Here is a 20,730-nt window from a genome sequence, read left to right as displayed (position 1 = left end):
GGCGCTACATTCTTCATCCCTGAAGAATGACCTCCGCTCCGACCCGTCCCCGGCGCCGCTTGCGTAGGTGGCGCCCGCTAGACTACTGGCTCCGGACTCACGCTAGTGAGCCTCGTCCCAGTCCACCCCACTCTCCGCCTCGACGATCAGCGGTACGCTGAGCTCGGCGGCAGCCTGCATGCGCTGCTTAACCTGGACGAGGAAGTCGGCTACCTGGGCCTGGGCCACCTCGAACACGAGCTCGTCGTGGACCTGCATCACCATCACGGCGTCGAATTCGGCCGCCTTGCCCGCCTGCTCATGCAGCCAGGTGTCGACCTCGATCATGGCACGCTTGATGATATCCGCCGCGGTGCCCTGCATCGGCGCGTTGATCGCGGTGCGCTCGGCGGCCTGGCGCCGGGCATGGTTCTGGGCACGGATCTCGGGCAGATAGAGCCGTCGGCCAAAGACCGTCTCCACGTAGCCATCCTCCGCCGCCTGGGCACGAATGCGATCCATGTAGCGCGCCACGCCGGGGTAGCGGTCGAAATAACGGTCGATATAGGTCTGCGCCTGGTTGCGCTCGATATGCAGCTGCCTGGAGAGCCCCCAGGCGCTCATGCCGTAGATCAGGCCGAAGTTGATCGCCTTGGCGCTGCGCCGCTGGTCGCCGGAGACCTTGTCGATGGGCACGCCGAAGACCTCGGCAGCGGTGGCGGTATGGATGTCACGCCCTTCGGCGAAGGCGGTGAGCAGCCCCTTGTCCTCGGAGAGGTGGGCCATGATGCGCAGCTCGATCTGCGAGTAGTCGGCGGCGACGATGCAGTAGCCGGGCCGGGCGATGAAGGCCCGGCGAATCTTGCGCCCCTCCTCGGTACGGATCGGGATGTTCTGCAGGTTGGGATCACTGGACGAGAGCCGCCCGGTGGCGGTGACCGCCTGGTGATAGCTGGTGTGCAGCCGCCCCGTCGCCTGGTTGATCAGCCGGGGCAGCTTGTCGGTATAGGTGGACTTGAGCTTGGAGAGCCCCCGGTGCTCCATGATCACCTTGGGCAGCGGGTAATCCAGCGCCAGTTCCTCGAGTACCGCCTCGGCGGTGGAGGGCGCGCCTTTCGGCGTCTTCTTGATCACCGGGATCTTCTGCTCCTCGAACAGGATCTCCCCCAGCTGCTTGGGCGAGCCGAGGTTGAATTCGCGACCGGCCAGCTCGAAGGCGCGGATCTCGAGCTCACGGATACGCTCGGCCAGCTCCTGGCTCTGGCGGTGGAGCCGGTCGGCATCCAGGGCCACCCCGGTGCGTTCCATGCGCGACAGTACCGGAATCAGCGGCCGCTCCAGGTTGTCGAGCACCTCGGCCAGACGCCCTTCGGCCTCGATCCGCGGGCGCAGTTCGCCGTGCAGCCGCAGCGTCACGTCGACATCCTCGCAGGCATAGGGCACGGCCTGCTCGAAGTCGATCTGGTTGAAGGTAAGTTGCTTGGCCCCCTTGCCGGCGATCTCCTCGAAGCTGACGGTCTTCTGGCCGAGATACTTGAGCGCCAGCGAGTCCATGTCGTGCCGGGTCGCCGTGGAGTTGAGCACATAGGACTCGAGCATGGTGTCGGTGAGCGGCCCGCGCACGCGGATGCCGTAGTTGGCCAGCACCGAGATGTCGTACTTCAGGTTCTGGCCGATCTTGCCCCGCGCGGGGTCCTCCCACAGCGGCTTGAGCAGCGCCAGCACCTGGTCGCGATCGAGCTGGTCAGGCACGTCGATGTAGTCGTGGGCCACGGGAATGTAGGCCGCCTCCCCCGGTTCCAGCGCCAGGCCGATGCCGACGACCTCGGCAACCATGTAGTTGAGGCTGTTGGTCTCCAGGTCGAAGCAGAACGTCTCTGCCGCATCCAGGCGCGCGAGCCAGTCGTCCAGCTCCTCCCGGGTCAGGATCAGGTGGTTCTTGCACGTCGCCACACTGGCCGGCGGCGCCTCCGGGTCGGAGTTGTCGGCGGCAGCGCTGCCTACGGCCCCGGCGCCACGGTTCAGGTCATCGACGCCTTCGTCCTTTCCGGCCAGCAGTTCCGACAGCCAGGCCTTGAACTCCAGTTCGGCGTACCAGTGCTTCAGCGCTTCACGATCGGGATGGGCGATATCCAGGTCGTCGAGGCCAACCGGCAGCTCGCAGTCGGTCTTGATGGTGGCCAGTTGGTACGAGAGATAGGCCATCTCGCGGTGCTCCTCGAGTTTCTTGGGCAGCGTCTTGGCCCCCCGAAAATCGAGCGTCTTGACCTTTTCCAGGTCGGCATAGATGGCATCCAGGCCGCCACCCAGGCCCTGCAGCAGGCCCAGCGCCGTCTTGCCGCCGACCCCCGGCACGCCGGGAATGTTGTCGACCTTGTCGCCCATCAGCGCCAGGTAGTCGATGATCAGCTCCGGCGGCAGGCCGAACTTGGCCTTGACCCCCTCCACGTCGAGGGTCTCGTCCTTCATGGTGTTGACTAGGGTGATGTGCTCATTGACCAGTTGGGCCATGTCCTTGTCACCGGTGGAAATCACCGCGTCGCGGCCCGCCTCCGTGGCCTGGCGGGCCAGGGTGCCGATGACGTCGTCGGCCTCCACGCCTTCGACACAGAGCAGCGGCAACCCCAATGCCCGAACGCAGGCGTGCAGCGGCTCCACCTGGGAGCGCAGGTCATCGGGCATCGGCGGACGATGGGCCTTGTACTGATCGAAGAGTTCATCGCGAAAGGTCTTGCCCTTGGCATCGAAGACCACCGCCATGGGGCTGTCAGGGTAGTCCTTGATCAGTCTCTTGAGCATGTTGAGCACGCCTTTCACGGCGCCGGTAGGCTGCCCCTTGGACGTGGTCAGGGGCGGCAGGGCGTGGAAGGCTCGGTAGAGATAGGAGGAACCGTCGACGAGAACGATGGGCGTGTCGGCCATGTATCGGCATCCGTTGAGTCTGTGCAAGAAAACGTGATCCTGGTCAGCCATGATACGCATTGCGCAACTGTTTTGCCGCCGACATTGGGTTCGCGCTGTCCAACGTCATACACTGCATGTATCCCGCGCGGTGATAGCGATTGTCGCAAGCCGGCTTCGGAGGTCAAGATGAACACAAAGCGTCATATCCTGGCTGTCGCACTACTCTCCCTGGGGCTCGGCCTGGGCCTTGCCGCCCCGGCCCTGGCGCAATCCTCCGCCGATGTGGAGCCCGACATCACCATCCGCCAGGAAGAGGAGCGCACCATTCGCGAGTACCGGGTGAACGGCCAGCTCTACGCCATCGAGATCCGCCCCAGCCGGGGCCCAAGTTACTACCTGGTGGACCATGACGGCGATGGTAACTTCGAGCGCCAGGAGGGCGATCGGATTGCCGTGCCCCAGTGGGTGCTGATCAGCTGGTAGCCCTCGTCCCGGGTTTTGACGATGCCGGAATGTCGAACCATCCTCCACGGACGTGCATCGAAGTGCCAAGTCGCTACAATAGGCGGCTTGGCAACCCGGGCGAGAGAGACATGGCCGTATTCACACCGCTAAGCGACGCGCAGGTCGCGGAATTCCTCAGCCGTTTCGACGTCGGCTCGCTGGCGACACTGGAGGGCGTGGCCGGTGGCACCGAGAACTCCACCTTCTTCGTCACCACCGACCGCCGTGAGCTGGTTCTGACCCTCTTCGAGCAGGGTGAACACGAGGAGCTGCCTTTCTTCGTCGAGCTGCTCGACTACCTGGACGAACACCGCCTGCCGGTGGCGGGCCCCGTTCACGATCGGGAGGGTGTCGCCCTGCACAGCCTGTCGGGGAAGCCGTCGCTGCTCTTCCCGAAGCTGCCGGGCCGCCATCCCCGATCACCCAGCCTGGAGCAGTGCCGGGTGCTCGGCGATACCCTGGGCCGCATGCACATGGTCTCGCAGCACTTTCCCGGCCACCGCCCCAACCCACGCGACCTGAACTGGCTGATGGCCATGCACCACCGGGTGCTGGTCTATCTGTCCCCCGAGGACCAGGCCCTGATGAAGGACGAGGTGGAGATCTACCAGGGTGTCTTCGGTGATGCGCCGCAGCTACCCCAGGGTGCGCTGCATGGCGACCTGTTTCGTGACAATACCCTGTTCGAGGGTGACCGCCTCGGCGGCATCATCGACTTCTACAATGGCTGCACCGGGGACCTGCTCTTCGACCTTGCCATCGTGATCAACGACTGGGCCACCGGTGACGACGGACGCCTCGACGCCGAGCGCCACGATGTCATCCTGCGTGCCTACCAGAACCGGCGGCCGCTCACCGGTCCCGAGCGCGAGGTGTGGCCGACGATGCTGCGCATGACCGCCCTGCGCTACTGGCTGTCCCGCCTGCTGGTGGTCTATGTGGACCCGCCGGCCCATGACCTGACGCCCCACGACCCGGGACACTTTCATACCATTCTCACGGCACGCCTGAACCACGGCGCCCTGCCCCTGCCCGAAGCGAGCAACGCATGACTCTATCGATGGGAGCAGCCTCCGGTCCCGCCCAGCGCGCCCGCCGTACCTGGAACATCGACCAGTGGGGCAGCGGTTATTTCGATGTAGACGATGCCGGGCACGCCCTGGTACGACCGCTCGGCAGCGAGGCCGACGGCCCGGCACTGCCTCTCGCACCGCTGGTGGATGAGCTGCGCCAGGCCGGCCTGCGCCTGCCGGTACTGGTGCGCTTCAGCGACATCCTCCACGACCGGGTCGAGCAGCTCTGTGACGCCTTCGATCTGGCCATGACCGAGGAGGAGTACACCGGCGGCTATACCGCGGTCTATCCCATCAAGGTCAATCAGCAGCGCCGGGTAGTCGAGGAGATTCTCGCCACCCGCGAGCGCGGCCACGGGCGAGTCGGCCTCGAGGCCGGCAGCAAGCCGGAACTCCTGGCGGTACTGGCCCTCTCCGGCGACGGCCCTTCGCTGATCGTCTGCAACGGCTACAAGGACCGCGAGTACATCCGCCTGGCGCTGATGGGGGAAAAGCTCGGCCACCGGGTCTATCTGGTGGTGGAGAAATTCTCCGAGCTGCCATTGATCATGGAAGAGGCCGAGCGGCTCGGGGTGACCCCACGCATTGGCCTGCGGGCACGTTTGGCCTCGGTGGGCATGGGCAAGTGGCAGGATACCGGTGGCGAGAAATCCAAGTTCGGCCTCACTTCCGGCCAGATGCTGGCCGTGGTGGAGAGCCTGCGCGAATCGGATGCCCTGGGCTGCCTGCAGCTGGTGCATTTCCACCTGGGCTCGCAGATCGCCAATATCCGCGACATCCAGTTCGGCCTGCGGGAGTGCGCGCGCTTCTACCAGAGCCTGCTGGCCCTGGGCGCCCCCATCGATACCGTCGACGTGGGCGGCGGGCTCGGCATCGACTACGAAGGCACTCGCTCGCGCAGCTTCTGCTCGATCAACTATTCCATGCGCGAATACGCCCGCAACGTGGTCAGCGCCTTCGCTCAGGCCTGCAATGAAGCGGAGATCCCCCAGCCCCACCTGATCAGCGAGTCCGGCCGGGCACTCACCGCGCACCACGCCGTGCTGATCACCAACGTGATTGGCGAGGAGCGGGTCAACGACCAGGCCCCCGAGCGCCAGGCCGAGGATGATCCCCAGCTCGAGGAGCTGTGGAGGGTCCATGACCTGCTTCACGACCACATGGAGCCCCGAGGGCTGGTGGAGGCGTGGCACGACCTGCTGCAGGCGATGAGCGAGCTGCATGACCGCTTCATCATGGGGCTTGCCGACATCATTGCCCGTGCCGAGGGCGAAGGCGTCTACTTCGCCGCCTGCGCCCGCCTGCGCTCACGGCTGGACAGCCGCAACCGGGCCCACCGGGAAATCATCGACGAACTGGCCGAGAAGCTGGCCGACAAGCTATTCGTCAACTTCTCGCTGTTCCAGTCGGTTCCCGATGTCTGGGGTATCGACCAGATCTTCCCGGTGTTGCCGCTGACCGGACTCGACCGCGAACCGACCCGTCGCGGCGTGATCCAGGACATCACCTGTGACAGCGATGGTCGCATCGACGGCTACGTGGATGGCCAGGGCGTGGAGACCACGCTGCCGTTGCCGGAGTGGCGTGAGGGCGAAGAGCGGCTGCTGGGCTTCTTCCTGGTCGGCGCCTATCAGGAGATACTCGGCGACCTGCACAACCTCTTCGGCGATACCGATTCGGTGGATGCTGCCCTGGGCGAGGATGAGCGCTGGGTGCTGTCCCATGCCCAGCAGGGCGACCGGGTGGCCGACGTCCTCGCCTACGTCAACTTCGATGCCGAGGTGCTGCGTGAGCGGCTGGCTGGCCAGCTGGCCGAGAGCGGGCTGCCGCAAGAGGAGCAGGCACAGTTCCTCGACGACCTCTCCGCCGGCCTGCAGGGCTATACCTATCTGGAATAGCGCTTTGAGATAGCCCTCTGGAATAGCCAACGACAGAACCCCCGCGGCCAGGCTGCGGGGGTTCTGTCGTTCAGGTCCTGCAATCAGTGCCGTGGCGGCGGGATTACTCCACGACCTGCACAGTGGCCTGTAATCCGCCGGTCAGGGTCATTTCCAGGCGGGCACCGCGCGGCAGCTCACCCACGCCTTCCGGGGTCCCGGTGAGGATCACGTCGCCCGGCTGCAGGGTGAAATGCCGGCTCATCTCCGCCACCAGAGTGGGCACCGGAAACAGCATGTCCGAACCTTCTCCGTGCTGGCGCAGCTCCCCATCGATCTTCAGCTCGAAGGTGAGCGCATTCCAGTTCGGCACGCGACTGAGCGGCAGGAAGTCACTCAGCGGGCAGCCGCCGTCGAAGGACTTGGCCACTTCCCAGGGGTGGCCCTTCTCCTTGAGGCGCGTCTGTACGTCGCGCAGCGTCAGGTCCAGGCCCAGGCCGATACCGACGATGGCGCGCTCGGCCTCGTCCGACGTGGCATGGGTCAGCTCCTCGCCGATGAGCAGGGCCAGCTCGATTTCGTAGTGCACATCCCCGCGGGAAAAGGGCGGGTCGAGCGGCTCGTCCAGGCTGACCACACTGGTGGCCGGCTTGATGAACAGCAAAGGCTCGCTGGGCACCGGGTTGTCCAGCTCCCGGGCATGGTCGGCATAGTTACGACCGATACACACGACCTTTCCGAGCGGATGGGGAAACTCCTGACCATCGGTAAAACGTGGGACAAAGCGCATGGCGGGTCTTCTCCTTCTCATATGCGTGCCGCTCTTCAACAACAAGCTAGACAGTCTACCCCACCAGGCACCCTGTTCCACAATCCCCGAGGCGTGAGGCTGAGCATCACCGCTCCGGCGACCACGCCTCGTCGGGCGCATGGGCCAGGAAGCTTGGCCGTCTGCGCCGGGCGGCGAAGGGCTCGACACAGGCATTGTCACGTCGATTGTAGACGAAGAAGACATTGCTGCGCGGGTCCGGTGACATGTTGGCGTTGGAGCCGTGCAGCGTATTGCAATCGAACAGCAGCAGACCACCGGCGGCACCGGTCGGTGCCTCGATGCCGTGGCGCTCGACCAGCTGCCTGAGCGCATCGCGACCCGGCACACCGAACGCCTGGTGCTTCAGTGACTGCTTGTGGTGATCGTCGGGGGTCTCGCCCAGGCAGGGCACAAAGACCTTGTGCGAGCCGGGTATCAGCATCAGCGGCCCATTGAATGCATGGTTGTCGGTCAGCACGATAGAGGCGCTCACCGCATGCATCGCCGGCATGCCATCCTCGGCGTGCCAGGTCTCGAAGTCGGAGTGCCAGCTGAAGCCCTTGCCCTCGAAGCCGGGCTTGTAGTTGATACGCGACTGGTGGACATAGGCGTCACCGCCGAGGATCTGCCGGGCCCGGCCCATCAACCGCTCATCGTGGGCCAGCCGTCGAAAGCGCTCCGAGAGGTAGTGGACAGCGAACAGCGAGCGAATCTCGCGGCTGTCGGGCTCGGTGATACTGAAATCGCGACCCCGGAAATCGTCGCGCCCCAGCAGCTCGTTCAGCTCCCCATATAGCGCCTCGAGCTCCTCTCCCCGGATGAAATTGGACTCGAAGAGGAAGCCCTTGCGGTCGAACTCATCGAGCTGCGCCTGGCTCAGTGGGCCATCCTCGGCACGCCCCTTGACCACTGCCTCCTGGCGGTCGAGCCAGGGAACATCGAGCGGCTGGCTCAGGCGAGTGGGATAGGGATCCCGTAGGCGATCGGCAAAATAGCCTGCCTGGCCGAGAGTGGCTGGTCCGTCGGCAACGGCATAATCGGTGACCTGTTTCAGCTTGCGGTTGGACGATGTTTGCACTGGCATCCCAATCACCTCCTGTGTATCCGTGACCAGTTTTCAGATTGAACTCGTTCCAACGGCACTGTCGCCGTGGCGGGAGGCCCCAGGGGGACCTTGCATGGATGAATGTGGTGATCATCAGATGGGGTTTCAAGGCCAGCGTAGCGGACGAGTCTGACGACTGAGGGGCGTGACGCGAGCCGTCAGACCGACAAGTGCTCCTTGAAGACCTGCATCAATTCACGCTTGTCCTCAAAGCCGATCCCCGGCATGTCGGGTAACGCGACCACTCCCCCCTCCACCGGAGTGGAGTCGGCGAAGCCGCCGAAGGGGGCGAACACCCTGGGATAGGACTCGTTGCCGCCGAGCTTCAGGCCGGCGGCAATGTTCAGCGCGAACTGGTGGCCGCCATGGGGTATGCACTGGCGTGACGACCAGCCATGGGCGCGCAATACTTCGAGCATGCGCAGGTACTCCACCAGTCCGTAGCTGAGCACAGGGTCCATCTGCAGGATGTCGCGGTCGGGACGCATTCCCCCATAGCGCAGCAGGTTGCGCACGTCCTGGTGGGAGAACAGGTTCTCACCGGTGGCCGTGGGTGCGGCATAGTGCTCGCCGAGTTGCTGCTGCAAGGCGTAGTCGAGCGGATCGCCCGCCTCCTCGTACCAACGCACCCCATAGGGTGCCAGTCCTTCGGCGAAGGCCAGGGTTGTCCTGAGGTCGAAGCGGCCGTTGGCGTCCACGGCCAGGCGGCCGGCCTCGCCGACCACCTCGATGGCCGCCTCGACCCGCTCGATATCCTCGGCGAGCGGCACGCCGCCGATCTTCATCTTGGTGCAGGTGTAGCCCAGGTCAAGGTAGTCGCGCATCTCGTCCTTGAGGCCCTGGATCGGCTTGCCCGGGTAGTAATAGCCACCAGCCGCATAGACGGCGACCTTGTCGTCGGGCGTACCGTCGTCGTAGCGCTCGGCCAGCAGCCGAGCCAGGGGCTTGTTCTCCACCTTCGCGACAATGTCCCAAATCGCCATGTCGATGATGCCCACCGCAACGCTGCGCTCGCCGTGGCCGCCGGGCTTCTCGTTGGCCATCAACACCGACCAGACCTTGAAGGGGTCGAGGTTAGCACCGCTCTCGTCGAGCAGGGCGGCGGCGTCCGCTTCCTTGAGTCGCGGCAGGAAGCGCTCGCGCAGGAGGCCGCTCTGGGCATAGCGGCCATTGGAATTGAAGCCATAGCCCACCACCTGGCGGCCATTGACCTTGGCATCGGTATAGATGGCCAGCACCGAGACATCCATCTTCGAGAAGGAAATGTAGGCGTTGGCGATGTCGGAGGCGATGGATACCCGCGCCTCGCGTATGTCGGTGATGCGCATGCGTGACTCCTAGATCAGCAGGCCCGAAGGCAGACGTACATTGAGAAGCTGGGTAAAGGTCAGGTAGAAGACACCCACCAGCAGCAGGACGATCGGTACCCAGCGCAACAGGCGCCACGGACTCACCGGCCCTTCCACGCGAGCCAGGTACCAGACCAACAGCAGCAGCGCCACGACGCTGGAGACGACGAAGCCCAGCTGGCCGATCGCCACCCACCAGACGAAGAAGCCGGCCGCCACCACAAACAGGCGCCGCGGGCTGCCGGTAATCTCGACCTGACGATCGCCGGGGCGCACCAGGCCCTTGATGATCAACGCCACGGCGATGACGGTGAGAATCAGCAGGATGGCCCGGGGAAAGATGATGCTGAGCCTGCCCATGTCGCCGCGCGCCAGCCACAGCAGGGCGGCGAAGGCCAGGCCGACGAAACCGGCGGCGATGTCGGTATTGAGACGCAGGATCATGGTTTCTCCTCCTCAGCCGACGTCACCTTCTGCAGCCGCCCGCTGCGCTCCAGCCACACGGGCAGCAGCGCCGTGGCGGCGCCCAACAGCACCATGCCCGCCAGCACCTGGGAGAGCGGATTGCGGACCAGTCGCAACCAGGGGATCGGGTCGACCACCGCGGCCAGCATGGTCTGCACATACCCTTGCTCGGCGATGCCGCCGAGGATCAGGCCCAGCACGATGGGGGCGGCGTGGATGCCGATCAGGCGCAGGAAGTAGCCGAGGGTGCCAAGGATCAGCATGATGCCGACGTCCAGCAGGCTGTTGCGCAGGGCGAAGGTACCGATGATGGTGACCATGGCGATGCAGGGCACCATGAAGTAGTAGGGGGTCTTGATGACCACCCGATAGATCAGCCGAGCGCCCAACAGCCCCACCGGCAGGAGCATCAGCGCCGCCAGCCCCATCGAGAGGATGAAGCCGTTGGTGAGCACGCCGGTCTCGGTGAAGAGGTCGATCCCCGGGCGCAGGCCATGGAGCATCAGCACGCCGAGGATGATGGCATCAGGTGGTGCACCGGGGATGCCGAGGGTCAGCAGCGGGATCATGCTGCCCGCCACCATGACATTGTTGCTCGACTCGGAGGCCACCACGCCATCGATGTTCCCCTTGCCGAAGCTCTGGGGATCCTTGGAGAACCGCCGAGCCTCGTTGTAGGCCACCAGGCTGGTGACGTTGCCCCCGGCCCCGGGAATGATGGCGATGACCTGGCCGATCAGGCAGGAGCGAACCAGGTTGCCCGGGCGGCGAAAAATCCGCTTGGCGACCTGGCCGATGCTTGCTTCACGCTTGCCGAACTCGCCACTCGGCCGCAGTGCCCCCCTGCCCTCCGCGGCCATGGTCAGCAGCTCCGGGATCACGAACAGCCCGATCAGGGCCACGATCAACTCGATGCCCCCCTGCAGGGGGGGAAAGCCGAAGGTGAAGCGGGTCTCGCCCCCCACCGGCGAGACGCCGACCGTGCTCAGCAGCATGCCGATGCAGCCGCCCAGCAGCCCCTTGAGCAGCGAGCCGCTGGAGAGGCTGGCCACCAGCGTCAGGCCCAGCATGGCCACCCAGAACATCTCGGCGGGCCCGAAGGCCACCGCCCAGCGCGCAAGCGGCGGGGCCAGCAGCAGCAGGAAGGTGACCCCCACCAGACCGCCGATCACCGAGGCGATGGTGGCGCCGGCCAGGGCTTCGAAGGCTCGCCCCTGCCGGGCCATGGGATAGCCGTCGAAGGTGGTGGCGATCGACGACGGGGTACCCGGCGTATTGATCAGGATCGCCGTGAAGGCCCCGCCATAGATGGAACCCATGTAGACGGCCCCCAGGGCCATCAGGCCCTGCAGGGGGGGCATCGAGAAGGTGAAGGGCAACAGCACCGCCAGGGCCATGGTGGCGGTCAACCCGGGCAGGGAGCCGATCAGCAGTCCGGCCGACACTCCGACCAGCACCGTGATGAAACTCTGAAAGGTCATCAGCGATGCCAGCGCCTCGAGCAACATCTCCATGCGTCTCCCTCCGGCAGGCGCAACAGGACATCAGGGTCCGGACGGAGTGCCCGGACCCGCAGGGAGTGGCATCGGGATCAGTCGGCGGCCTCCAGGATCGGCCCGTAGGCCTCGCTGAGGCTGTTGATCACCTCATCGATCTGCTCACCGGTGATGTACTCCATCACGAAGCCGAGCGGTTCCTGCTGCTCGGTGATACGCCGATTGGCTTCGGCGAAGGCCTCGGCCAGCGTCTCGACGATCTCCGGCGGGGTGCCGGCCGGCGCTGCCACGCCGCGGTAGGCACCGCCGACGATGTCATAGCCGAGCTCGGAGAAGGTGGGCGCATCGGGCAATGCCGACACCCGCTCTTCCGAGGCCACGGCCAGCACCCTTACGCGATCGTCCATCTGCACGCCGAGCATGGTGTAGTTGAAGACCCCGGCCACGTGGTTGCCCTCCAGGGCCGCCGGCAACGGTCCCGTGCCGGTGAAGGGAATGTAGGTGAGGTCGATGTCGGCCTCCTGCTCGAAGCGCAGCATGTCCAGGTGGTTGGCACTGTAGGTGCCGCTGCCGCCGAGGGTCACCGCCTGGGGATTCTCGCGGGCATACTCGACCAGGTCATCGAGGGTCTCGAAGGGGCTGTTGGCAGGCACGATCAGGGCATTGGGGGTGGAGTGGAAGAAGGTGATGATCTCCCAGTTGTCGGTCTCGAAGCCCGCGTCGGAGCGCTGGATCGGCTGGCCGATGATGTGCGGGATATTGACCCCGATGATCTCGTAGCCATCGGGCTCGGCGTTGTTCTGGAACTCGCTCCAGGCCACCGCGCCACCGCCACCGGGACGATGGGTGACGTTGACGCTGACACCCAGCAGCTCTTCCAGGATCGGCTCCTGGAAGCGCGCCGTCACGTCAGACTCGCCGCCCGGGTTGAAGGGAATGATGTAGGTGATGGCGCGCTCGGGGTAATCCGCCTGGGCAGCGCCGACGGCTCCGAGCAGGGTGCACGCCGATACGGCCACGGCCAGGGTGGAAAGGCGACACTTCATGGCAAGGCTCCCGATCTTGTTATCCGCGTTGTGATGAGCGTTGTGATGAGCGTTGTGAAGAAAAATTGTAGTGAAAGGCGGGACAGCCTGGGCTGCCGGACCGAGCTGGCATCATGAAGCCCTCGGCCTGCCATAAAGACTAGTCGAGTTGTAAAAGTTGTCAAACCTGTAAAGTCTGTCAGCCCTCGAAGACCCGCCGACGGGAGTTGCCCAGGTGCTCGCGCATGGCCCGGGCGGCCCCCTCCGCATCCCCACGCTGCAGGCAGTCATGGATCCGGCGGTGTTCCTCCTGCACCTCGGGCAGGTGGTGGGTCGGCCGTCGCAGGCCCAGGCCCCTGGCCAGGCGCTGGCCATAGGTGATGGTGGCCTCCAGCGAGGCCAGGGTTTCGGCGAAGAAGCGGTTGTGGGTGGCGTGGGCGATGGCCAGATGGAAGCCATAGTCGGCATCGACCCCCAGCGCATTCTCGCGGATGCGCTGCTCGAGCAGGGCGAAGGCCGCCGCCAGCGCCTCGCGATCCTCGGCGGTGGCGTTGAGCGCCGCCAGCCGTGCCGACTCGGCCTCCACAGCCATGCGGAATTCGAAGCAGCGCTGGATATCGGCAAGGCTGTCGAGGGGCGCGAAGTCCAGCATGGCGCGGCTGGGACGCAGCCGCACAAAGCTGCCGGCACCACGATGCGAACGGATCAGGCCATCCTCACGCAACCTGGCCAGGGCCTCGCGCACGATGGGACGCGAGACCCCGTGCATTTGTGCCAGCTTCTCCTCGGAAGGCAAGCGTTGCCCCTCACCGTATTCGTCCTTGATGATGCGGTCGATGATGTCGCCGTAGACGTGATCGCTGAGCTTCTGCCCCTGGCGCCCCTGCCGGTCAGGAAAGGTGCCCTGGACGACGCCTGTGTCGCTGCGAGAACTCATGCCGAACTCCCTGGCTGCTGTTCCCTTCATGATACGCGAACTTGTCCATGGGCTCGCCACCCGGCCGGCTCCACGCTGTCCCAACCCGTGCCGGCTGCCATGGCCAGCCCCTCGGTCGCGCGTGCTGTTCGCGGGAACAGCGCCAGTCAGGCGCTGCGCGCATGCCTAGCGCACCACCAAAAAAACCGCCTCGATGGGCGGTTTTAAAATAGCTGCAAGTCGCTGATATCCCTAATCTCATCCCAGGCTCAGGATGGTGCCGGCACCAGGAGTCGAACCCGGGACCTACTGATTACAAGAAATAACTATTCATGCTGTAAAAACAGCAACTTGACGTCAATCTATTTACGCAGGAAGGCGGCTTCGGGTCTTAAGAATCAGCAACTTGTCGCCTTATTGTACGCAACCCCAGCGCCTGCCATGCTCTCCCCCATGGATGAACAAACTCGCCTCCTCATCACCCAATGGCGCAAACGCCTCGAGCGAAAAGGCTGGATCAGCTTGCGGCGGGGCGCGCCGGTGCGTGACCGGGTGGTGGAGTATCACGTGATCTGGCAGGGGTGGATCGTCAGCGGCCGGGTGCGGCTGAAAGATTTCGACGTAACAGTGGGGTATTGGAGAGCCAGGTACGACGGTGTATGTGTTAATCGGGCGAGGATGTCTAGGGATGGGCATGGCGTATTGCAGGGGATCAGACAAAGCCACCCTGCTAGGTCGTCTATTGCTGTGGTGGTCTGGCCTGTATCCCTGCTAGTCCCGCGGCCACCATTGGGCACTCAAGCGCCTCAATAATTTTGACGCAATGCCCGGCGCAGCATTCCACCCCAATTGCTGTAGAAGGGCATCAGCGGAACGCTTTACTTCGTCTTCGGTACATATATCAGCGAAATGGGTTTTGAAGCGCTCAGCCTTGAGGTGATTGGCCAACATCGTGTCATTGTACTTCAGGCCAGTCTCACAGATGAAAAACTGTCCATCCTGAGAGGGTATAATGTCGTGGGCATAATACCCGACCCCTAACACAGAGCCCGCCCGGTCACAAATTTCATTAAGCAATTTCTTTCTAGGCGTGACAATCTCGTTGTACAAAGCGTTTATCACCGCCGCATCCCGAGGCGTGTCCTTGCTATGTACAGACGGAGCATTATCAGATACCGGGCGGGCCCGTAGATAGATTGAGACACAATGGGTGCCGACTGCCATGGCACGCAAGGATACATAATATGGCTCGCCATTGAATGTGTGGGTGGAATCTATAAAGCTTGTGTTGTATCGGCTCTCATCAATGGGCGAGCCACTTTCAAGCAGCTTGGTTTCTTGTCCGGACCCGGTTACCTCATTTGAGAAAATGGCCAGACCCTGTGACTGGCTTGCCAGCTTAGGCACAGGAATACCACGGGATGCAAAGGCCACATTAGTATCGCGCTTATTGGCCATCATCTTGGCGGTAGCGAACGAGGGGCACATCAACGCACCGACCTGATCTGCCCAGGACTGGATCGCTCGGAAATCGTGCTGATGGTCTTCCTCATTCACTACAGGCAGGACGGCTATCTTGGCGCTTCTTATAGTGGCGGAACTGAGATCCGAAGGCCGCTCCACTATGTGAACGCGCACGCTGTGTCGCTCTAAATGCTGCACGAATGGGGCCAGAAACCTCTCTGGCTTCATTTTTCCGCGAGCAAGCCCGCAGCTTTCAGTTCCGACAACTACGACTTCCATTGCGCATCACTCTTTTTTATCAGGCAGATTGATCCTACCTTCAAAGCATACGCTTGGTCGAGCCCATAAGGCGACCTATCAGGTTAGAGCTTTGACGCTCGCCTGACATGTTCGTCTATCTGGTCGTCAGTCAGCCCGAGCGCATAACCTAGTGCGACAAATTGTGGGTTCGTTCTCTCCCACACAGTCGAACGGTTATACCACGCCCGTGTCAGCTTGCGCTCGATTACATCCTCAATGCCGTCGATAGCGGCTTCGACCTGCTCATCAAGGCCGGCGAGGATGAGTTGCTGTTCGCCCTGGCGGCTGGAGACGAAGGCTGACTTACGCCACTGGACTAGCTCTTGCTCCGGCGTTAGCGGCTCGGGCTCCGACTCCTTCTCGGGCTCAGGCGGCGGCGCAACGCTGAAACCGCCGTCGATGCTCACCACCTCGCCGCGCATGATGCCCGCCAGCGCATCCTGATACTGCTCGTCATTGATCGGAACTCCACCCTCAATGGGCGACTGGCTGATTTGACCGTTGGCTGCGTAGGGCATGACGATTCCTTATGCGATGCGCATGTAGTAAGTGACTTGCTGATGCTTGACGTCAGTATACGCTCCTACGCGGGCACCAGGGCTGTTTTCAGAGTTAAAGTCTAGAGGTGCCAATCCTCGACCCGTAGATGATGAGAAGCTTGCCGATGTACCAGGAACAACCGAATCTTCAAACGCTCCTTCGGTATCTGTTAGCCCTACCGTTAAAATTGTACCCGAAGAAACTGCGCCAGTAATTTGCTGCATCTGGTCATTGGCAACAGTGCCGGGTGAAGTCCCCGCTTTCGGGTAGCGGCCTTCTGTGTTCCACAAGTTGACCGTCTCGCCATTGATCGGGCTGTCAGTGAAATCAATAACAGCAGTTGCGACGACAAGCGGGGCACTACCTGAAATTGACTCGCTCGTCAGCGCCCCCGAGTTATAAGCGTCGGAGGCGGTGAGCTTGATATAGCGGTAGTTGGCGTTATCGGTGGGCGGAACATCGGCCCCGGCGAGGTCATCGCGAATGCCGAATGGAACCCCAATGGGCTGGACCTGCCATTTCAGATCATCCGCCACGACAATCCAGGCCGTGTTGGATGCGTTGCGCTCCTTCAAACGACCAGCGGCAGTATCAAACCAGCGCATGTATGGGAAGGTTATCGGTGGCGAGGTCGGCCCGCTGCTCTGAGTGACCAGCGCTTCCAGTTGGCTGTTAATGTCGGCTCGAACCGTGGCCCCATCAGAGTTGGCAATGTTGAGATCAGACTGTGCCATCAGCGTGCCCCTCCGAATTCGTCATACCAGTCGGCCCAATCGGTGCACTCCTGCGGCACCGGGGTGCCGCTCTCTACTGAGCGGATCAGCAACGCCAGGGCCTGGTAGGGCGACACAGGCGGGTTGCGGGGCTTGCCGTGGCCGCGACCCACCGGCAGGAACGCGCCGTCCTTCAGCCGGTAGCTCCCGTCGCACGGCAGGTCGCCGCACTCCACGTCGCCCTTGGCGAGCTTCGATTTCTGCCTGCTGCCGATCAGCAGCCCTTGCTTGTCCAGCACTGCAACTCTGGGCATCATGTCAACTCCTCTGCGACCACGCCGAGCTCGTCGACGCGGATGTTATAAGCGGGATCACGGGAAGTGAGTTTCACGCGGAATTGGAAACCCCTGGCCTCGAACTCGGCTGAGTCGAGGTTGTTCCAGACACTCCAGGCAGGTGATGCAGCGGGGTCATCGTCGGTGTGGCGCACTTGCACCCTGCCGTCGGACTGCGCCTGCAGCGTGCCGTCGAAGTCCTCCCAGCCATCTATCGGGTTGCTGCGCTCGTCGATGCGATCGAGCACGTTGACGGCGGTCGCATCGATAATGCTGGTCAGGCGTATGCGCCTCACGGTGCCGAAGTCGAACCCGCCGCCGAAGGTGTAGTAGCCCTCGCTGCCGATACCGCCGAAGCTGTCGAGGGACGACAGTGAATCGAAGTCCTCGATGTCGTCGAACTGCCCCAGCGCTGACAACCACAGCGAGCCGTCAACGGCCGTGGCGCCCTCGGTAGCGCCGGGGAATGTCGGGCTCTCGGTGACAGAGTCCAAGTTGGCGAACTCCAGCACGCTCGCCTGCTTGGTGCTGATCGCGGCGATGTCGACGGATGGTCTGCCGCCCCGGTCGTAGACCCGAGCAAGGTAGGTGCCTGGCTTGAGCGGCAGCACCGCCCAGGTCTGACTGCCGTTTGCGCTGTCGCCGATGGACGTCGAGTTGTTCCATTGGGCGACCTCGGCGTTCTCGGCCTGGCTGTGGCGAAAGCGGATCTCCCCACCGATGCGCACGTCGATCTCGGGCGGCTGATCCCACCGCAGCAGCGCCGAGCCGCCGAATACAGAGATGGTCAATCCGCGCAGCGCCTCGGGCGGATTGGTGGAACCGCTGATGATCTGGGCATTGACGTACGCCCAGAGTCCTGGCACCACCCGATTCGGGTCGCGCCAGCGCACGCGGATGTCATACGTCTCTCCCTCGTCCACCTCGCCGATCCACACCTCGCTGCCGTTGCGCCTAGCTATCGTCGACTCGTAGAACGGTTCCTCGGTACCATGTACGCGAAGCTGCGCATCGATCACCAGACCCGGATAGTCCGGGTTCTCCATCGCGATAGCGGCATGCGGGATCAGCGTGTCGCCCACGCCCAGGGTCACCACCTCTTCGCCGGTACGCACCCCTGTCACTATCGCATCGGGGATGGTCGGCAGCGACGTGATGCCCGGGTCATAGGGCGGGATCGCCCCCTGGTCGGCATCGTAGACCTCGGGGCTGTACGGGATCAGCGAGAGGCGGGCCACCAGGTGCGCCTGACGCTCGATGTTGACCACCAGCCCTTCGATGTATTCCAGCCCGGCATAGCCGAAACCGAACAGGTCGCCGACCTCGAGGCCGCTATCGGCCAGGATGGGCTGGGCGAACATCACCTGGTGATGCCGGCCGGCCTCGGTAACCAGTTGGCGTGTCACGCCGGCATCGTCAACGGTGCGGAGCGAGACGCCGTAGGTCTCGCCCTCGCTCATCTCGAGCTGCTCGTCGGAAACAATGCCGATGATATAGGTCTTGCCGTCCTCGTCGTCGACCTCGGTCAGCAGCTGCTTGATACGACCGGCGGCAAGGCCTGCCAACAGTACGTCATGAGTGATGCGCACGAGCGAGCCGCGGCGCGCCACCAGGTGCTCGAAGTCCAAGTTGAGCGTCCATCGCTCCGGGCGGTTGGTGATCTGCGCCTGGTGGAAGCGGGCGTCCTTCCAGATATGGCCGGCATTGACCACACCGGGCATATCGAGGGATTCATAGATCTCGGCATTGCCGGCGTGGTAGCCGTCGGCATAGACGATGCGCTCATCCTGGCGGTAGCCGGCAGCCCGGCTGCTGAATCGCACCCGCCAGGCGTGGGGCGGGTCCGGAAATGCCTTCTCTCCCTCGAAGCCCCAACTGTTGCGGGGCGTCAGGTGCTGCACCGGGAGAGCCTGAGGCCGGTCAACTACCACCCCCCACTTGCCATTGATCTGGCTGGGTGAGGCTCGGCCAACGGCGGCAATGTCGGCCAGGGTGTCCCACACGCTCGACTGAAAATCGCGCACCATGTCGAAGGCGAAGCTGTTCGTGGCGCAGAACTCCCCCCACTCCTGCAGCCCCTCGAGGTCGACGCGCTCATTGGTGAGGCGCTTGGCGTTGGCCGGCCCCTGCAGCACGTGGCGATAGAGTAGCGCCGGGTTGCTGCTGACCACCTCGCTGCCGTTCCAGTTGGTCACGTAGCTGGCCACGTCTGCCTGCAGCCGGTCGACGATCCCGTTCAGTTGGTCCGTGGCCTTGATGCTCAGAGCCGTCACCGCTACCGGGTGCTGGAACTTGATCGGGCTCTCATTGGTGATTGAGCGCAGCGCGGTCCATACCGTAGTGTCCACGATCTGTGTGTCGTCGGTATCTGCCGTGCTGCGCTGAATCTGAACCTCGTATTCGCCCCTGGGAACCGACCACCGAAAGCCATGCCGTATGGCACTCGTTCGCTTGTGAGTGAAGCGGATGCGCTCCTCATTTTCGATCCAGCTATTGGGTACCGTCTTGTCCGTGAACTCAGGCACCAGCCAAGTCGACGCGCCTACCGCCCGGTATCGAATACGGATGATCAGCCCCCTGTTCTGCTTCCCCCCCGAATCATTAAACCGAACCAAGCCTTGAGGGAATGCAATGTCGACGCTCAATTCATCGGCATTGGGGGGAGCTGTGCGCCTCTGATAACCATCAACCTGCTTAAGCGTTATCGCCAGATCGTCCTGCCGCACCTGCCCAGGAAACAGTGTCACCGGGGCATCGCCTGGGCGGCCTTCCCGGGTCTGCACCCGAACCCCGTCGAAGCTCGAGAGCGGCGTCTCGTCGATGCGCAGGTTTCGCACGCGCAGTGGCCCGTAGCCCCACACGACGAGCAGACGCAGGTACTGATCATCGCCCAGCACCTCGGTGTAGGAACGGGCCCCCAGCGGCGGCACGTGGCGATGCTCACCCAACACCACCGGCACCACGCCGAATGGCCGCGCATCGTTGCGGGCGCCTTCGATGGAGAGCGTCGGGCTGTCGCGCTTGGTGGTGCCACTGCGCTGGTCAAAGCTGGGCGGGCGGATGGGTGCGATGGCATTGACCGCCAGCATGCCGGCGGCGGCCACACCGGCGCCGAGCAGCGATGCACCAATGGTGCCCTTGGCGAAGGCGCTTCCCAGCAGTCCCGCGGCGGCACCGCCGGTTACCGCCGAGGCAGCGGCAATCACCGCAATGGTCATGATCGTACGCAGCGGGTTCTTGCTGCCGCCGCCACCCTGGGGTAGCAACTTGATGCTGACTACCGCGCTGGGCTTGGGCCGCACCCGGGTCCAGCGGGCACGAGGCACCATCACGTCGCCGACGAACACATAGGCGTGAGCGCGCAGGATCGGGTCGGGCTGTGCCTGGACGAGTATCTCCTCGATGTTGAGCCCTTCCGGCAGGCACAGGTCGACGATGTCGTCACGCAGCGGATGGTTGCGGGCGATCACGCGCATGGGCGGGTCTTCCTCGGCCGGTAGTAACCTTCGATGCGGAACGCCGTGACCGGCTCGGCCACGGCCTCAATGCCGTGCTCGATGTGCAGTACCTGGCCAGCGCCCAGGTACAGGCCGATGTGCATCGGACGCCCATCGCGGTAGATCACCACGGCATCCATGGGCTGCGGGACTTCCACGGGCTGCCAGTCATGCACGCAAGCACCAGACACCACCGAGGCCAGCTGATCGCTATCCTTGAACCGCGGGTAGTCGCTAACGTAGTCCGGCAGCTCGATGCCGCGCACGTCGCGCCAGGCCTTCACCAGCAGCCCATAGCAGTCGTAGTGATCCGGCCCACGGCCATGCGGCCGAAACGGCGTGCCAATGGCGCCGGCGGCGAATTCCATCAGGGTCAT

General features: G+C 63.8%; 17 protein-coding genes. 3 read left to right on the top strand and 14 right to left on the bottom strand.

All coding sequences use genetic code 11. The features are described from left to right. Window positions 1-102: 102 nt before the first annotated feature. Window positions 103-2,901 carry a DNA polymerase I gene (gene polA, locus LY622_RS13995; RefSeq protein ID WP_234291458.1) on the bottom strand — a complete coding sequence of 933 codons (2,799 nt, stop codon included), beginning with the start codon at window positions 2,899-2,901 and terminating at the stop codon, window positions 103-105. 168 nt (window positions 2,902-3,069) lie between these two features. On the opposite strand from polA, the gene LY622_RS13990 reads away from it, so the two are divergent. The 3 genes from LY622_RS13990 (at window position 3,070) to speA (ending at window position 6,358) form a co-directional block, all read left to right on the top strand. Next, a complete protein-coding gene (locus LY622_RS13990; protein WP_234291457.1) occupies window positions 3,070-3,366 on the top strand; it encodes a DUF2782 domain-containing protein in 297 nt (98 codons plus the stop codon). Window positions 3,367-3,476: 110 nt separating this feature from the next. After that, a complete protein-coding gene (locus LY622_RS13985; protein ID WP_234291456.1) occupies window positions 3,477-4,439 on the top strand; it encodes a homoserine kinase in 963 nt (320 codons plus the stop codon). Beyond that, the gene (speA, locus tag LY622_RS13980) at window positions 4,436-6,358 is read left to right on the top strand and encodes a biosynthetic arginine decarboxylase (protein WP_234281014.1); all 1,923 of its coding nucleotides are present in this window, start codon (window positions 4,436-4,438) and stop codon (window positions 6,356-6,358) included. Before LY622_RS13985 ends, speA begins: the two co-directional genes overlap by 4 nt. A gap of 103 nt (window positions 6,359-6,461) precedes the next feature. Here speA and LY622_RS13975 read toward each other — a convergent pair whose 3' ends face one another. From LY622_RS13975 to LY622_RS13915, 13 genes are all read right to left on the bottom strand, one after another. After that, the gene (locus LY622_RS13975) at window positions 6,462-7,127 is read right to left on the bottom strand and encodes a fumarylacetoacetate hydrolase family protein (RefSeq protein ID WP_234291455.1); all 666 of its coding nucleotides are present in this window, start codon (window positions 7,125-7,127) and stop codon (window positions 6,462-6,464) included. Window positions 7,128-7,233: 106 nt separating this feature from the next. Beyond that, window positions 7,234-8,232 (bottom strand): ectoine hydroxylase, encoded by a 999-nt coding sequence (gene thpD, locus LY622_RS13970; protein WP_234291454.1) that lies wholly within the window; start codon window positions 8,230-8,232, stop codon window positions 7,234-7,236. Between the two features lie 179 nt (window positions 8,233-8,411). Next, window positions 8,412-9,581: a mandelate racemase/muconate lactonizing enzyme family protein gene (locus LY622_RS13965; protein WP_234291453.1), complete on the bottom strand. Its 1,170-nt coding sequence runs from the start codon at window positions 9,579-9,581 to the stop codon at window positions 8,412-8,414. 9 nt (window positions 9,582-9,590) lie between these two features. Further along, a complete protein-coding gene (locus tag LY622_RS13960; RefSeq protein ID WP_114575098.1) occupies window positions 9,591-10,046 on the bottom strand; it encodes a tripartite tricarboxylate transporter TctB family protein in 456 nt (151 codons plus the stop codon). Next, window positions 10,043-11,581: a tripartite tricarboxylate transporter permease gene (locus tag LY622_RS13955; RefSeq protein ID WP_234291452.1), complete on the bottom strand. Its 1,539-nt coding sequence runs from the start codon at window positions 11,579-11,581 to the stop codon at window positions 10,043-10,045. Before LY622_RS13955 ends, LY622_RS13960 begins: the two co-directional genes overlap by 4 nt. A 77-nt stretch (window positions 11,582-11,658) precedes the next feature. Next, window positions 11,659-12,609 carry a Bug family tripartite tricarboxylate transporter substrate binding protein gene (locus tag LY622_RS13950; RefSeq protein WP_234291451.1) on the bottom strand — a complete coding sequence of 317 codons (951 nt, stop codon included), beginning with the start codon at window positions 12,607-12,609 and terminating at the stop codon, window positions 11,659-11,661. Between the two features lie 178 nt (window positions 12,610-12,787). Then, window positions 12,788-13,525, bottom strand: coding sequence for a FadR/GntR family transcriptional regulator (locus tag LY622_RS13945; RefSeq protein WP_234291450.1), 738 nt, complete (start codon window positions 13,523-13,525; stop codon window positions 12,788-12,790). A gap of 750 nt (window positions 13,526-14,275) precedes the next feature. Continuing rightward, window positions 14,276-15,247, bottom strand: coding sequence for a hypothetical protein (locus tag LY622_RS13940; RefSeq protein ID WP_234291449.1), 972 nt, complete (start codon window positions 15,245-15,247; stop codon window positions 14,276-14,278). Between the two features lie 83 nt (window positions 15,248-15,330). Further along, window positions 15,331-15,786 (bottom strand): hypothetical protein, encoded by a 456-nt coding sequence (locus LY622_RS13935; RefSeq protein ID WP_234291448.1) that lies wholly within the window; start codon window positions 15,784-15,786, stop codon window positions 15,331-15,333. A 9-nt stretch (window positions 15,787-15,795) separates the two neighbouring features. Next, window positions 15,796-16,542, bottom strand: a complete 747-nt coding sequence (locus LY622_RS13930; protein ID WP_234291447.1) for a hypothetical protein — start codon at window positions 16,540-16,542, stop codon at window positions 15,796-15,798. Further along, on the bottom strand, window positions 16,542-16,838 hold the full coding sequence (locus LY622_RS13925; protein ID WP_234291446.1) for a hypothetical protein: 297 nt from the start codon (window positions 16,836-16,838) through the stop codon (window positions 16,542-16,544). Before LY622_RS13925 ends, LY622_RS13930 begins: the two co-directional genes overlap by 1 nt. Then, complete coding sequence (gene gpJ, locus LY622_RS13920) at window positions 16,835-20,332, bottom strand: TipJ family phage tail tip protein (protein ID WP_234291445.1); 3,498 nt, start codon at window positions 20,330-20,332, stop codon at window positions 16,835-16,837. The genes LY622_RS13925 and gpJ overlap by 4 nt, the downstream gene beginning before the upstream one ends. Further along, window positions 20,323-20,730 (bottom strand): NlpC/P60 family protein, encoded by a 408-nt coding sequence (locus LY622_RS13915; protein ID WP_234291444.1) that lies wholly within the window; start codon window positions 20,728-20,730, stop codon window positions 20,323-20,325. The genes gpJ and LY622_RS13915 overlap by 10 nt, the downstream gene beginning before the upstream one ends.

Origin of the sequence: Halomonas alkalisoli (assembly GCF_021412585.1) — a bacterium.
GTDB classification, from domain to species: domain Bacteria; phylum Pseudomonadota; class Gammaproteobacteria; order Pseudomonadales; family Halomonadaceae; genus Halomonas; species Halomonas alkalisoli.
Note: the sequence above shows the minus strand (reverse complement) of the source record. Positions and strands in the feature narration are given on the sequence as shown.

Bases quoted from the DNA above. Each gene is read 5' to 3' on its own strand.
- polA (WP_234291458.1), bottom strand. From the start codon at position 2,901: ATGGCCGACACGCCCATCGTTCTCGTCGACGGTTCCTCCTATCTCTAC.
- LY622_RS13990 (WP_234291457.1), top strand. From the start codon at position 3,070: ATGAACACAAAGCGTCATATCCTGGCTGTCGCACTACTCTCCCTGGGG.
- LY622_RS13985 (WP_234291456.1), top strand. From the start codon at position 3,477: ATGGCCGTATTCACACCGCTAAGCGACGCGCAGGTCGCGGAATTCCTC.
- speA (WP_234281014.1), top strand. From the start codon at position 4,436: ATGACTCTATCGATGGGAGCAGCCTCCGGTCCCGCCCAGCGCGCCCGC.
- LY622_RS13975 (WP_234291455.1), bottom strand. From the start codon at position 7,127: ATGCGCTTTGTCCCACGTTTTACCGATGGTCAGGAGTTTCCCCATCCG.
- thpD (WP_234291454.1), bottom strand. From the start codon at position 8,232: ATGCCAGTGCAAACATCGTCCAACCGCAAGCTGAAACAGGTCACCGAT.
- LY622_RS13965 (WP_234291453.1), bottom strand. From the start codon at position 9,581: ATGCGCATCACCGACATACGCGAGGCGCGGGTATCCATCGCCTCCGAC.
- LY622_RS13960 (WP_114575098.1), bottom strand. From the start codon at position 10,046: ATGATCCTGCGTCTCAATACCGACATCGCCGCCGGTTTCGTCGGCCTG.
- LY622_RS13955 (WP_234291452.1), bottom strand. From the start codon at position 11,581: ATGGAGATGTTGCTCGAGGCGCTGGCATCGCTGATGACCTTTCAGAGT.
- LY622_RS13950 (WP_234291451.1), bottom strand. From the start codon at position 12,609: ATGAAGTGTCGCCTTTCCACCCTGGCCGTGGCCGTATCGGCGTGCACC.
- LY622_RS13945 (WP_234291450.1), bottom strand. From the start codon at position 13,525: ATGAGTTCTCGCAGCGACACAGGCGTCGTCCAGGGCACCTTTCCTGAC.
- LY622_RS13940 (WP_234291449.1), bottom strand. From the start codon at position 15,247: ATGGAAGTCGTAGTTGTCGGAACTGAAAGCTGCGGGCTTGCTCGCGGA.
- LY622_RS13935 (WP_234291448.1), bottom strand. From the start codon at position 15,786: ATGCCCTACGCAGCCAACGGTCAAATCAGCCAGTCGCCCATTGAGGGT.
- LY622_RS13930 (WP_234291447.1), bottom strand. From the start codon at position 16,542: ATGGCACAGTCTGATCTCAACATTGCCAACTCTGATGGGGCCACGGTT.
- LY622_RS13925 (WP_234291446.1), bottom strand. From the start codon at position 16,838: ATGATGCCCAGAGTTGCAGTGCTGGACAAGCAAGGGCTGCTGATCGGC.
- gpJ (WP_234291445.1), bottom strand. From the start codon at position 20,332: ATGCGCGTGATCGCCCGCAACCATCCGCTGCGTGACGACATCGTCGAC.
- LY622_RS13915 (WP_234291444.1), bottom strand. From the start codon at position 20,730: ATGACCCTGATGGAATTCGCCGCCGGCGCCATTGGCACGCCGTTTCGG.